11 protein-coding genes and 1 tRNA gene are annotated in these 14,947 nt (G+C 45.8%); all 12 read right to left on the minus strand.

What is annotated here, in order from left to right; all coding sequences use genetic code 11:
- Nucleotides 1-82: 82 nt before the first annotated feature.
- Complete coding sequence (gene rpsG, locus LU351_RS12225) at nt 83-553, minus strand: 30S ribosomal protein S7 (RefSeq protein ID WP_232594359.1); 471 nt, start codon at nt 551-553, stop codon at nt 83-85.
- A gap of 147 nt (nt 554-700) precedes the next feature.
- A complete protein-coding gene (gene rpsL, locus LU351_RS12230) occupies nt 701-1,072 on the minus strand; it encodes a 30S ribosomal protein S12 (RefSeq protein ID WP_232594373.1) in 372 nt (123 codons plus the stop codon).
- A 261-nt stretch (nt 1,073-1,333) separates the two neighbouring features.
- Nucleotides 1,334-5,557: a DNA-directed RNA polymerase subunit beta' gene (rpoC, locus tag LU351_RS12235; RefSeq protein ID WP_232594360.1), complete on the minus strand. Its 4,224-nt coding sequence runs from the start codon at nt 5,555-5,557 to the stop codon at nt 1,334-1,336.
- A 155-nt stretch (nt 5,558-5,712) separates the two neighbouring features.
- Nucleotides 5,713-9,798 (minus strand): DNA-directed RNA polymerase subunit beta, encoded by a 4,086-nt coding sequence (rpoB, locus tag LU351_RS12240; protein ID WP_232594361.1) that lies wholly within the window; start codon nt 9,796-9,798, stop codon nt 5,713-5,715.
- Nucleotides 9,799-10,023: 225 nt separating this feature from the next.
- Nucleotides 10,024-10,401, minus strand: coding sequence for a 50S ribosomal protein L7/L12 (gene rplL / locus LU351_RS12245; protein ID WP_232594362.1), 378 nt, complete (start codon nt 10,399-10,401; stop codon nt 10,024-10,026).
- 75 nt (nt 10,402-10,476) lie between these two features.
- Nucleotides 10,477-11,007, minus strand: coding sequence for a 50S ribosomal protein L10 (rplJ, locus tag LU351_RS12250; RefSeq protein ID WP_232594363.1), 531 nt, complete (start codon nt 11,005-11,007; stop codon nt 10,477-10,479).
- Nucleotides 11,008-11,353: 346 nt separating this feature from the next.
- A complete protein-coding gene (rplA, locus tag LU351_RS12255) occupies nt 11,354-12,049 on the minus strand; it encodes a 50S ribosomal protein L1 (protein ID WP_232594364.1) in 696 nt (231 codons plus the stop codon).
- A 1-nt stretch (nt 12,050) separates the two neighbouring features.
- Nucleotides 12,051-12,482, minus strand: a complete 432-nt coding sequence (gene rplK / locus LU351_RS12260; protein ID WP_232594365.1) for a 50S ribosomal protein L11 — start codon at nt 12,480-12,482, stop codon at nt 12,051-12,053.
- Nucleotides 12,483-12,682: 200 nt separating this feature from the next.
- On the minus strand, nt 12,683-13,216 hold the full coding sequence (gene nusG / locus LU351_RS12265) for a transcription termination/antitermination protein NusG (protein WP_232594366.1): 534 nt from the start codon (nt 13,214-13,216) through the stop codon (nt 12,683-12,685).
- A 12-nt stretch (nt 13,217-13,228) separates the two neighbouring features.
- Nucleotides 13,229-13,600: a preprotein translocase subunit SecE gene (gene secE, locus LU351_RS12270; RefSeq protein WP_232594367.1), complete on the minus strand. Its 372-nt coding sequence runs from the start codon at nt 13,598-13,600 to the stop codon at nt 13,229-13,231.
- A gap of 21 nt (nt 13,601-13,621) precedes the next feature.
- A tRNA-Trp gene (locus tag LU351_RS12275) sits at nt 13,622-13,697 on the minus strand.
- 35 nt (nt 13,698-13,732) lie between these two features.
- On the minus strand, nt 13,733-14,947 hold a 1,215-nt coding region (gene tuf, locus LU351_RS12280), incomplete at its 5' end, for an elongation factor Tu (RefSeq protein ID WP_232594368.1).

Raw genomic sequence — 14,947 nt, forward strand, 5'->3', positions numbered from 1 at the left:
AAAAGCATGAGTTTCAAAACGTACAAAAGGCAGCGATAGTGCTGCCTTTTGAGACGTCCAAATCAAGCGAACCTGACTACCATTAGAAGCGGTAGTGAGAGAATGCTTTGTTGGCTTCTGCCATACGATGTACGTCTTCGCGCTTCTTAACAGCCGCACCTTTGCTTTGTGATGCATCAATAAGCTCACCCGCTAAACGCTGAGCCATCGACTTCTCACCACGAGCACGTGAGTACTCTACCAACCAGCGCATTGCCAAAGCAGTACGACGAGCTGGACGAACTTCAACAGGTACTTGGTAAGTCGCACCACCAACACGGCGAGACTTAACCTCAACCATTGGCGCTACGTTTTCAAGCGCTTCATCAAAGATCTCAATAGGATCTTTTTTCAATTTTTCTTCAACAATTTCAAGAGCACCGTAAACGATACGCTCAGCAACAGATTTTTTACCGCTGACCATTACGATGTTCATGAATTTCGCTAACGTGGTGTTACCAAACTTAGGATCTGGCAAAATTTCACGTTTAGCGACAACGCGTCTTCTTGGCATTGTAAATCGCCTCTCTTCAGGGGTTTCTAAGACAACGCTCTCACATTTTGCTCACTTACGCTGACATCTTATGAGCGCGCTTAGCCTTACTCGGTTCTACCGAAAACGTTAATACGATCTTCGCAGCTAGCACTGCGATTTAAGGTCTTACTTAGGACGCTTAGTACCGTACTTGGAACGACCTTGTTTACGGTCATTCACACCAGAGGTATCCAACGCACCACGAACGGTGTGGTAGCGGACACCAGGCAAGTCTTTAACACGACCGCCGCGAATCAAAACAACACTATGCTCTTGCAAGTTGTGACCTTCACCACCGATGTACGAAGTTACTTCGTAGCCATTGGTTAAGCGAACACGACAAACTTTACGCAATGCAGAGTTTGGTTTTTTCGGGGTAGTAGTGTAAACACGAGTACAAACGCCACGTCTTTGTGGGCATGCTTCGAGCGCACGTACATCGCTAGCAACTGCCTTACGTTTTCTCGGCTTACGAACCAACTGGTTGATCGTTGCCATGAAAATAAACTCCAAATTAATATTCATTTCCCTGTCCCAAAAGGCGATTAATCACAAAGTTGTGATTGGTGCAAATGGCTAGGGAAAAGTGATAGAAAGAATAACCCCAATAAAACGGGGTGCGGCATTATAAGTATGGCTTTACTAGAGTTCAACCCCTGCACAAAGCGCGCAGGATTTAACTTGATAGTTTTACTGAATTTGCCGTATAGCAAACATAAAAAACGCCCCAAAAGGGGCGTTTTTTCCGAAAATTGAATTTTAGCTTGCGCTAGATTTCAATGCCTCGGTCAATGCTGCTTCAACTTCTGCTGCACTTGGCCCGTCGACCAAGCTCGTTTCGGTTGTTTGCTGCTTACGTCTCTCGTTGTGGTACGCCAAGCCTGTACCCGCTGGGATCAATCGACCTACAACAACGTTTTCTTTCAAGCCACGTAATGTATCAACTTTACCCGTTACCGCTGCTTCGGTAAGCACTCGAGTGGTCTCCTGGAAGGATGCTGCTGAGATAAAGGACTCAGTTGCCAACGAGGCCTTGGTAATACCCAGTAGCTGGCGCTCATATTGCGCCGGTTGCATACCTTCGGCACGCAGCTTCTCGTTTTCTTCCAGAACATTCACATATTCCACTTGCTCGCCTTTAACGAAAGAAGAATCGCCCATTTCGGTAATTTCGACTTTGCGCAACATTTGACGACAGATGGTTTCAATGTGCTTATCGTTGATTTTTACACCTTGTAGTCGGTAAACATCTTGAATCTCATTGGTGATATAACGAGATAAAGCTTCGACACCTTGTAAGCGCAGAATATCATGAGGGTTACTTGGTCCATCAGAAACCACTTCCCCTTTTTCTACTTGCTCACCTTCGAACACAGTTAGCTGGCGATGCTTAGGAATCAACAACTCATAGTTAGTTGAACCATCAGGCAACGTCTGCCCGTCATTCGGGGTAATTACCAAACGACGCTTACCTTTGGTCTCTTTACCGAACGAAACGGTACCGCTAATTTCCGCCAAGATAGATGGCTCTTTAGGCTTACGCGCTTCAAAGAGGTCAGCAACTCGAGGTAGACCACCTGTAATATCTTTCGTACCACCAGATTCTTGTGGAATACGTGCAATAACATCACCCGCTTCCAACTTATCACCATCGGAAAGGCCCAGTAGTGCCTTCGCTGGCAACATGTAATGCGCAGGCTGGTTAGAGTTGGCCAAGGTGATTTCATTACCCGCATCATCGTACAAGGTGACTGCTGGTTTCAGATCTTTACCGGCTGCTGGACGCTCCGCTGGATCAAGAACCTCGATCGAAGTCAGACCAGTTAAATCGTCTGTTTGACGGCGGATCGATAAGCCATCTTCCATACCTGTCAACTTAACGGTACCCGCAACCTCAGTAATGATGGGGTGCGTATGTGGATCCCATTTAGCAACGGTTTGACCACCAGAGACTTGAGCGCCATCAGCCACAGAAATGTGCGCGCCGTAAGGCAGTTTATAACGCTCACGCTCACGACCATTCGCATCCGCCACAGCTAACTCACCGGAACGAGATACTGCCACCAAAGAGCCATCGGTACGGTTCACCAATTTGATGTTTAATAGGCGAACAGTACCATCTTGTTTCACTTGAACGCTGTCTGCTGCAGACGCACGGCTTGCCGCACCACCGATGTGGAAAGTACGCATAGTAAGCTGGGTACCCGGCTCACCAATAGATTGTGCTGCAATCACACCCACCGCTTCGCCGACATTCGCACGATGACCACGTGCTAAGTCACGGCCATAACACTGAGCACAAATACCATGTCGAGTTTCACAGGCAATTGGTGAGCGTACACAAACCTCATCAATACCCAATTCTTCGATACGGTTTACCCATTTCTCATCGATCATGGTGCCAGCGGGTATCAAAATCTCATCGCTATTGTCGGCCATCACATCACGCGCAACAACACGACCGAGTATACGATCACCCAATGACTCAATAACGTCTCCGCCCTCAATAACCGGAGTCATAATTAAGCCTGCATCAGTACCGCAATCTAATTCGGTAATAACAACGTCTTGAGCCACATCAACCAAACGACGAGTCAAATAACCCGAGTTCGCCGTTTTTAATGCAGTATCAGCCAAACCTTTACGCGCACCGTGGGTTGAAATGAAGTACTGACCAACGTTCAGGCCTTCACGGAAGTTTGCCGTGATCGGCGTTTCGATAATGGAACCATCCGGCTTCGCCATCAGACCACGCATACCGGCAAGCTGACGAATCTGAGCGGGGGAACCACGTGCACCAGAATCAGCATACATGAAGACGGAGTTAAATGAAGACTGCTCTTCTTCTTCACCATCTTTATTGGTGACTGATTCTTTAGAAATACCTTCCATCATTGATTTAGCCACCAAGTCATTTGCTCGGGACCAAATATCAATAACCTTGTTGTATTTTTCACCTTGGGTAACCAAACCAGAGGCGTACTGAGATTCAATCTCTTTCACTTCGGCTTCCGCACGACCTACGATATCTAACTTCTCGTCCGGAATTTCAAAGTCATTAACACCAATGGAGGAACCAGAACGTGTCGAGTACTCATAACCGGTATACATCAACTGGTCAGCAAAAATGACAGACTCTTTCAAACCGACAGAGCGATAACAGTGGTTGATCAACGCAGAAATGGCTTTCTTAACCATGCCACGGTTTACCAAATCAAATGGCATACCGTCTGGAACAATTTCCCAAAGCAAGACACGGCCAACAGTGGTGTCTTCGATGCTGGTACGGAAGATTTTTTCACCATCTTCACGAATTTCCGCTTGAGTAATACGGCATTTAATACGTGCCTGTAGGTCTACTTGCTTAGAGTGGTAAGCACGGTTAACTTCGGCTGGATCTGCGAAAACCATCCCTTCACCACGCGCATTAACACGCTCACGACTCATCCAATACAAGCCCAATACCACGTCCTGAGAAGGTACGATAATAGGCTCACCGGAAGCAGGCGATAGGATGTTATTGGTAGACATCATTAACGCACGAGCTTCTAACTGAGCTTCTAATGTCAACGGTACGTGAACCGCCATTTGGTCGCCATCGAAGTCAGCGTTATAAGCCGCACAAACCAATGGATGTAACTGAATCGCCTTACCTTCAATAAGCACAGGCTCAAACGCCTGAATACCAAGACGGTGAAGTGTTGGCGCACGGTTAAGCAGTACTGGGTGCTCACGAATCACTTCATCAAGAATATCCCATACCACTGGTTCTTCGCGCTCAACCATCTTCTTCGCAGCTTTGATAGTAGTCGCTAAGCCACGGAACTCTAATTTGCTGAAGATAAAAGGCTTAAATAGCTCCAATGCCATTTTTTTCGGTAAGCCACACTGATGCAGCTTAAGGGTTGGCCCTACCACAATGACGGAACGGCCAGAGTAGTCAACACGCTTACCCAATAGGTTTTGACGGAAGCGACCTTGTTTACCCTTAATCATATCCGCAAGTGATTTCAACGGACGTTTGTTCGAACCGGTGATTGCACGACCGCGACGACCGTTATCTAACAGCGCATCTACCGCTTCTTGCAACATACGTTTCTCGTTGCGCACGATGATGTCTGGTGCATTCAAATCTAGAAGGCGCTTCAAACGGTTATTACGGTTAATCACTCGACGGTAAAGGTCGTTCAAGTCGGAAGTCGCGAAACGGCCACCATCCAACGGAACCAATGGACGTAAATCTGGTGGTAAGACAGGCAATGCTTCCAGCACCATCCACTCTGGCTTATTTCCAGAGTTGTAAAACGCTTCTAACAGCTTTAAACGCTTAGAGAGCTTCTTAACTTTCGTTTCAGAGTTGGTATTTGGAATCTCTTCACGGAGGAATTGAATCTCCTGTTCAAGATCAATGTCTGCCATCAACTCTTGAACCGCTTCAGCACCCATCTTAGCTTCGAATTCATCACCGAACTCTTCCATCGCCTCGAAGTATTGCTCGTCCGTTAGAAGCTGACTTTTCTCCAAGGTGGTCATACCTGGATCAGTCACAACATAAGATTCAAAATACAGGACACGCTCGATACTACGAAGTGTCATGTCAAGCAATAAGCCAATACGGCTTGGCAAGGATTTCAAGAACCAAATATGCGCAACAGGGCTGGCTAATTCAATATGCCCCATACGTTCACGACGTACTTTGGCCAAGGTCACTTCTACACCGCATTTCTCACAAATAATGCCACGGTGCTTCATGCGCTTGTACTTTCCACACAAGCATTCGTAATCTTTTACTGGACCAAAAATCTTGGCACAGAACAAACCTTCACGCTCTGGCTTAAAGGTTCGGTAGTTGATGGTTTCTGGCTTTTTGACCTCACCGAAAGACCAGGAACGGATCATATCTGGAGACGCCAGACCAATACGAATGGAGTCAAACTCTTCGCTTTGTCCTTGGGATTTCAACAGATTCAGTAAATCTTTCAAGATACCCTCCTGCGGGCGCGCTGTATCGCTGGTACTGTGTTCAGTTCTGTTTTCAAAAACTCGCAAGCTTGCATTACACAGTACTGAATAGACTTTATCGTTGGTCGGGAAGCTCAAATAACTTCACCGACCAATACCCGGTTAAATGCCAAATTTTAGGCGTCGTGGTCGAGTTCCATATTAATGCCCAAAGAACGAATCTCTTTCAGCAATACGTTAAACGACTCTGGCATTCCCGGCTCCATCCGATGATCACCATCAACGATGTTTTTGTACATTTTAGTACGTCCGGCAACATCATCAGACTTAACGGTAAGCATTTCTTGCAGAGTATATGCCGCACCGTACGCTTCCAGTGCCCACACCTCCATCTCACCGAAACGCTGACCACCGAACTGAGCTTTACCACCCAGAGGCTGCTGCGTAACCAAACTGTATGAGCCTGTTGAACGCGCATGCATTTTGTCATCCACCAAGTGGTTCAACTTAAGCATGTACATGTAACCAACGGTGACCGGTCTTTGGAAAGCGTCCCCTGTGCGACCATCAAATAATGTACGCTGACCACTGTCTGGTAAATCCGCCAAGCGCAACAATGCTTTAATTTCATGCTCTTTCGCACCGTCAAATACAGCAGTCGCCATAGGAACACCAGCACGTAAATTTTGCGCTAGGTCGATGATTTCCTTATCCGAGAAGCTGTCCAAGTCTTCTTTAGAATAACTATCGCCTGTGGTGTTATAGACATCTTCAAGGAAGCCTCGAACTTCAGCTATGGCACGCTGTTCACGCATCATCACATCAATCTTATCGCCCAATCCTTTTGCTGCCATTCCCAAGTGCATCTCAAGAATCTGTCCGACGTTCATTCGGGATGGAACACCTAGAGGGTTCAATACGATATCAACCGGCACACCATGCTCGTCGTAAGGCATGTCTTCAACCGGCATGATGACGGAGATAACACCTTTGTTACCATGACGTCCCGCCATTTTGTCACCTGGTTGAATACGACGCTTAATAGCCAAGTACACCTTAACTACTTTGAGAACACCTGGGTTCAGGTCATCACCAGTTTGTAACTTACGTTTCTTGTCCTCAAAGCGCTCGTCAAGCTCCTTGCGGCGCTCAGCCAATTGCTCCTCCGCACGGTCGATTTGCTCATTTAGAGCATCGTCATCCATACGAAGTTTGAACCACTCTTCATTAACTAAACCATCAAGCACTTCGTCGGTCAGGACTTCACCTTTGGCAACCGCTTTACCGCCAGAGACAGTTTGACCAACCAAAGCAAGACGCAAACGCTCAAAGGTTGCAGACTCAACTATGCGATACTCTTCGTTCAAATCTTTACGAACTTTGTCCAATTGAGCTTTTTCAATCTCTTTGGAACGCTGATCTTTTTCAAGACCGTCACGAGTAAAGACCTGCACATCGATGACAGTACCTTTGGTACTGGTAGGTACACGTAAAGAAGTATCTTTAACGTCGGACGCTTTCTCACCGAAGATCGCTCTCAATAATTTCTCTTCTGGTGTCAGCTGGGTCTCACCTTTTGGAGTCACTTTACCTACGAGAATATCACCTGGGCCCACTTCAGCCCCGATGTAGACAATTCCAGACTCATCAAGCTTCGCAAGAGCACTTTCACCCACATTTGGAATATCCGCAGTGATCTCTTCACTTCCAAGCTTGGTATCTCGAGCAATACAAGTCAGCTCTTGAATATGAATGGTGGTGAAGCGATCCTCTTGTACTACACGCTCGGAAACAAGAATGGAGTCTTCGAAGTTGTAACCATTCCAAGGCATGAAAGCGATACGCATATTTTGACCGAGGGCTAACTCACCCAAGTCGACGGAAGGACCGTCCGCCAAAATATCACCACGGCTTACTGAATCACCAATGCCAACAATTGGGCGTTGGTTAATACAAGTATTTTGGTTTGATCGGGTGTACTTAGTCAGGTTATAGATATCAACACCTGCGTCACCTGCATCGACCTCATCATTGTTGACTTTAACAACAATTCGGCCAGCATCGACACGATCGATCACACCACCACGTTTCGCAACAACACAAACACCCGAGTCACGAGCAACAAAGCGCTCCATCCCCGTTCCAACAAGAGGCTTCTGAGCCTTAAGTGTTGGAACTGCCTGACGCTGCATGTTTGAACCCATTAATGCACGGTTCGCATCATCATGTTCCAAGAATGGAATTAACGACGCCGCTACCGAAACCACCTGGCGAGGTGATACGTCCATATATTGGACGTCTTCTTTTGGCTTTAAGGTAAATTCCCCAGCAGCACGAACGGAGACCAAATCTTCAGTAAGATTACCGTCTTCGTCTAATTTTGCCGCCGCCTGAGCAATGACGTACAAGGTTTCGTTAATGGCTGACAAATATTCAATTTCGTCAGTCACCTTGCCATCAATAACCTTACGGTAGGGACTTTCTAAGAACCCGTAACTGTTGGTACGTGCGTAAGTCGCCAAAGAGTTAATCAAACCAATGTTTGGTCCTTCAGGCGTTTCAATAGGGCAAACACGTCCATAGTGGGTTGGATGCACATCTCGAACTTCAAAGCCAGCACGCTCACGCGTCAAACCACCAGGGCCGAGAGCGGATACGCGTCGCTTATGAGTCACCTCAGACAATGGGTTGTTTTGGTCCATAAACTGAGAAAGCTGCGAGGAGCCAAAGAACTCTTTTACTGCTGCAGCAACTGGCTTCGCATTGATTAGATCTTGCGGCATCAATCCTTCAGATTCAGCCATTGAAAGACGCTCTTTCACAGCTCTTTCTACACGAACCAAACCAACACGGAATTGGTTTTCTGCCATCTCGCCAACGGAACGAATACGACGGTTACCCAAGTGATCGATATCATCCACAACACCATTGCCGTTACGGATATCAATTAAAGTCCTTAAAACTTCAACAATATCTTCTTGGGATAAAGTACCTTCGCCGGTATCGTCTTTTCGACCTAAGCGACGGTTAAACTTCATACGGCCAACGGCTGATAAATCATATCGTTCTTGGCTAAAGAACAAGTTCTGGAATAATCCTTCTGCCGACTCTTTGGTTGGCGGCTCACCTGGTCGCATCATACGATAGATTTCAACCAAGGCTTCAAGCTCAGATCGAGTAGGGTCAACTCTCAATGTATCCGATACGAACGGACCACAATCGAGTTCATTGGTGTACAAAGTTCTAAATTCTGTAACACCATTGTCTTGCATGATTTGGAGGGCATCTTCGGTAAGCTCTGAGTTACACTCAAGTAAAACCTCACCCGTAGCCTCATCTACAACATCATGAGCAATAGATCTACCTAATAGGTATTCTGTCGGTACAGCAAGCTCACTGACTTTCGCTTTTTCTAGCTGTCTAATATGACGTGCAGTAACACGACGACCTTCTTCAACAATGACATTGCCATCGTTATCCACAATATCAAAACCAGCGATATCCCCTCTCAATCTTGCGGGGATCAACTTCAGAATGTACTGGCCATCAGTCGAAACGTTAAAGTCATTGGTCTCATAAAACATCTCGAGCATTTGCTGAGAATCATAGCCCAATGCACGCAATAAAATTGTGGCTGGCAACTTACGGCGTCGATCAATACGCACATATACCAAGTCTTTAGGGTCAAATTCAAAATCTAACCAAGAGCCACGGTAAGGAATAACCCGTGCGGAATACAACAACTTACCGGAAGAGTGTGTTTTACCTTTATCATGATCAAAGAACACACCAGGAGAACGATGCAACTGAGAAACGATTACTCGCTCGGTACCGTTAATGACAAAAGTACCGTTATCCGTCATGAGCGGTATCTCGCCCATGTACACTTCTTGCTCTTTGATATCTTTAATAGACTTATTTGACGACTCTTTATCGTAAATAATAAGCCTTACTTTCACTCTCAAAGGCACAGCATAAGTAACACCACGGAGGATACACTCATTCACATCGAATGCAGGTTTCCCCAACTGGTAACTTACATATTCTAACGCCGCGTTTCCTGAATAACTTACTATGGGAAAAACGGACTTAAATGCAGCATGCAAACCTTGATCTAAGCGAGCTTCGGCGCTTGTGTTTGCTTGCGTAAATTTTTGATAGGAATCCAACTGAATCGCCAGGAGGAAAGGGACATCCATGACATGAGGCAGTTTGCCAAAGTCCTTGCGGATACGTTTTTTCTCAGTATATGAGTAAGCCATCTGTATTCCCCAGCTTGTCTTCGAAGAAGGCAATCTCAGCCTTTACTAACGCGGGTAGCGTCACTCTTTTTAGGCATGGTGGTCACGACGTTATGTCGTTTAACCCAAGGTAGAACCCGATATTCTGCGTCACCGGAAACGGAAAAAGGCCGGCGAGCATTTATTGCTCACCAGCCCATTATCGATTGATTAGGCAACCGATAACTGGTCTTCCATAAGAATGAATTACTTCAATTCTGCGGAAGCGCCAGCTTCTTCTAGCTGCTTCTTAGCTTCTTCAGCGTCTTCTTTCGATACGCCTTCTTTAACAGCTTTAGGTGCGCCCTCTACCAACTCTTTAGCTTCTTTCAAGCCAAGGCCAGTGATAGCACGAACTGCTTTAATAGTATTTACTTTCTTATCGCCAGCAGAAGTCAATACTACGTCGAATTCAGTTTGCTCAGCAGCAGCTTCACCAGCAGCTTCACCAGCAGGTGCAGCAACAGCAACAGCAGCTTGTGCAGAAACACCAAACTTCTCTTCCATTGCTTCAACTAATTCAACAACGTCCATTACTGACATTTCAGCAATTGCATTCAAGATATCTTCTTTAGACAGAGCCATGACTCAGATCTCCAATAAACATGTGTAAAAAAAATTTTAAAACCGCATACATTGATGCAGAAGAGCAACGCTTTATTACGCTGCGTCTTTCTTTTGATCGCGTACTGCAGCCACAACGCGAGTAACTTTTGTAGGCACTTCGTTGAAAGTGCGAACCAATTTGGTTACTGGTGCAATCATTGTTGCTGCCAATTGTGCCAACGCCTGTTCCAAAGTTGGTAGTTTTGCCAATGCATCGATTTGAGATGCATCCAAAGCTTTACCACCCACTGCAAGAACTTTCACTTCAAACTTTTCGTTTTCTTTTGCGAAATCTTTGAAGATGCGCGCTGCGGCACCTGGGTCTTCCATAGAAAACCCAAATAACGACGGACCAACTAGAGCATCTTTGACGCACTCAAACTCAGTACCTTCGATTGCGCGCTTTGCTAAAGTGTTACGCACAACACGAAGATCGACTTTGTTTTCACGGGCCAACTTGCGCAATGCAGTCATGTCAGTTACGTTAACACCACGGGCGTCAGCAACGACTAATGACAAAGCACTGCTAGCGGTCTCGTTAACTTCAGCGACAATCGCCTTTTTGTCTTCGAGTCCTAATGCCACAAGTTTTCTCCTGGATTTGATTAGTCGAAAAAGCTTTTAAACACTTAAACTAACTAATCGTTCATTTTAGCAACCGCCAAGGGGTCTTACATTCAAAATTGCTCTTTAAAGCAGATAACAACATAAGACTAAACTCGGCGAACTTATCGGTGATCAAATCCAGTCATGGATACTGAACTGGGTTCACCGTCTGCGTAGGTGAATGCAAAGAGATTCATTAAATTCGAAAAGAGTAAAAAAGCCTTTCAAATACCTACGGTCTTTGACGACCTTCCTGAAACAATGAATTTCTAGAAGACCCCAAAGTACTGAATTAGCCTAGAGTGAACCCTAGGCTAAGAAACTCTTAAACCTCTAGGCTGGATTGGTCCAAAGTAAGACCAGGGCCCATAGTTGTGCTCAAGGAAATTTTCTTAAGATAAACACCTTTGGCAGAAGCAGGTTTTGCTTTTTTCAAATCTGCAACCAATGCTTCTAGGTTTTCCTTTAGCGCACTCGCATCAAAAGACACTTTACCAATTCCGCCATGAATGATACCGCCTTTATCAGCTCTGTAACGAACCTGACCCGCTTTGGCGTTATTAACAGCAGTCACTACGTCAGGAGTCACAGTGCCAGTTTTAGGGTTAGGCATCAAACCACGTGGCCCTAAAATTTGACCTAGCTGTCCAACAACCCGCATTGCTGCTGGATCTGCAATAACAACATCGAAATCGATCTTGCCAGCTTTTACATCTGCCGCTAGATCTTCCATTCCTACAAGATCCGCACCTGCTTCTTTTGCCGCTTCCGCATTTGCGCCTTGAGTGAAAACAGCAACACGCACATCTTTACCATTTCCATGAGGAAGAGTGGTTGCACCACGCACCGCTTGGTCGGACTTACGAGGGTCAATTCCTAAATTGATAGCCGCATCTACGGTCTCAGAGAACTTAACTGTCGACAGCTCTTTCAAGATCTCAACCGCTTCTGTAATTGAGTATGCTTTTGTGCTATCAACTTTTTCATTAATTAACTTTTGGCGCTTAGTAAGTTTAGCCATCTTACACACCCTCCACTTCAAGGCCCATTGCACGAGCAGAACCGGCAATAGTGCGAACAGCTGCATCCATATCAGCAGCAGTAAGATCTTGCATCTTCATAGTCGCAATCTCTTCCAATTGCTCTCTATTAACTTTGCCGACCTTTTCTGTATTAGGGCGACCACTTCCAGATTTAATCTTGGCTGCTTTTTTCAAAAGGAAAGAAGCTGGTGGTGTTTTCATAGTAAAAGTAAAACTACGATCACTATAAACACTAATCACGACAGGAACTGGAGCGCCTGGCTCTAGGCTCTGAGTTTGAGCATTAAACGCCTTACAAAACTCCATAATATTGACGCCATGTTGACCTAATGCTGGGCCAACAGGGGGGCTTGGGTTTGCTTTACCAGCCGCAACTTGGAGCTTAATGTAAGCCTCAATTTTCTTAGCCATTCTGTATTACCTCAAAGAGAGATGATTTGGGTCAATAACGCCTCCAAGACACAGTGTACTTAATATGCACAACGAGACTATGACTCTTCTAAAGCTGCCCGTTTTAGTCTAAAAGGCTGCCTCACGCAAACAAACCTCACAGACACAAAAACCCTTCACCACACAAAGGCGGTGAAAGGTTATACATTTAAAATAAAGAGTTAAGTTTTTTCGACTTGCGAAAACTCTAGCTCTACAGGAGTTGATCGTCCAAATATGAGGACAGCAACCTGAAGGCGACTTTTATCATAGTCTACCCCTTCAACAACTCCATTAAAATCATTAAATGGTCCGTCTACGACACGCACCATCTCGCCTGGCTCAAAAATCGTCTTAGGCTTAGGCTTATCAGCCGAATCATCTACTCTCTGGAGAATAGCATTCGCTTCTTTTTCAGTAATTGGCGCTGGTTTATCAGCCTTACCGCCAATAAAACCCATAACACGCGGAGTATCTTTAACCAAATGCCACGAGTCATCGGTTAATTCCATTTGCACCAAAACATAACCGGGGAAAAACTTTCGCTCACTTTTACGTTTTTGGCCGCCACGCATCTCAACAACTTCTTCAGTTGGCACCAAAATATCACCAAAGAGGTCTTGCATAGCATTAAGCTGAACACGCTCCTTTAAAGAGCTTGCAACTTTTTTCTCATAGCCTGAATAGGCATGAACCACATACCATCGCATTGACATTCTTAAGTGACCTTAACCAATAATAAGCGAGACCAACCAACCAAGAATACTATCTAGCGCCCACAAGATAACTGCCATTACCAACACGACGGCAACAACAATCAATGTAGTTTGATTTGTTTCTTTTCGAGTTGGCCAAACAACTTTTCTTACTTCTGTTTGAGCCTCCTTTAGAAGCTCCCAAAAAGCTGCCCCTTTCTCTGTATTTACAGCGACAAAAGAAGCAAATGCCCCTGCCGCAACGAGAGTAATAACTCGATACAGCAACGGCACATCGGCGGCAAAATAAGAGTTAGCAAAAACACCGGCTGCAACAACAAGCGCAACAAGAAGCCACTTGATGTAATCAAGACGATATTCAACTGGCTCAACTTTGCTATTCATTAAAAAGCCTCGATAAAATAATGGCAGGCCAGGAGGGACTCGAACCCCCAACTTTCGGTTTTGGAGACCGATGCTCTACCAATTGAACTACTGGCCTACTAAACACCCACCACTAAGGGTGGGAAAACACACTTACTCAATAATTTTGGCAACAACACCAGCACCAACAGTACGACCACCTTCACGAATCGCGAAGCGTAAACCTTCGTCCATCGCAATTGGGCAGATCAAGGTAACGGTCATTTGAATGTTGTCACCTGGCATTACCATTTCAACGCCTTCTGGCAACTCACAAGCGCCGGTTACGTCAGTGGTACGGAAGTAGAACTGTGGACGGTAGCCTTTGAAGAATGGAGTATGACGACCACCTTCATCTTTAGACAATACGTACACTTCACCTTCAAACTTGGTGTGCGGAGTGATTGAACCAGGAGCAGACAATACTTGTCCACGCTCAACTTCGTCACGCTTAGTACCACGCAAAAGAACACCAACGTTCTCACCTGCACGACCTTCGTCAAGCAGCTTGCGGAACATTTCTACACCAGTACAAGTGGTTTTGGTAGTTTCTTTAATACCAACGATTTCAATCTCTTCGCCCACCTTGATGATACCGCGCTCAACACGACCAGTAACAACCGTACCACGACCTTGAATGGAGAATACGTCTTCGATCGGCATAATGAAGGCACCGTCGATTGCACGCTCTGGCTCAGGGATGTAAGAATCTAACGCTTCAACTAATTTCTTAACCGCGCTAGTACCCAACTCGTTGTCATCTTCACCATTCAACGCCATTAACGCAGAACCAGCGATGATTGGCGTGTCGTCACCTGGGAATTCGTAAGTGTCTAGCAACTCACGGATTTCCATTTCAACCAACTCAAGCATTTCGGCGTATTCTTCAGAATCAACACCACCACAGTCTTCCGCCAACAAATCAGCTTTGTTCAAGAAAACAACGATGTAAGGTACACCTACCTGACGAGACAACAAGATGTGCTCACGAGTCTGAGGCATAGGGCCGTCAGTCGCACCACACACCAAAATAGCGCCGTCCATCTGAGCAGCACCAGTAATCATGTTTTTCACGTAGTCGGCGTGCCCTGGGCAGTCAACGTGCGCGTAGTGACGAATAGTAGAATCGTACTCAACGTGAGAGGTCGCAATGGTAATACCGCGCTCACGCTCTTCTGGCGCATTGTCGATACCATCGAAAGCAACAGCTTCACCGCCGAACACTTCTGCACAAACGCGAGTCAATGCGGCAGTCAAAGTGGTTTTACCGTGGTCAACGTGACCAATGGTGCCCACGTTTACGTGGGGTTTACTACGTTCAAAAGTTTC

The sequence above is a fragment of the Marinibactrum halimedae genome (assembly GCF_021234875.1).
Classification (GTDB): domain Bacteria; phylum Pseudomonadota; class Gammaproteobacteria; order Pseudomonadales; family Cellvibrionaceae; genus Marinibactrum; species Marinibactrum halimedae.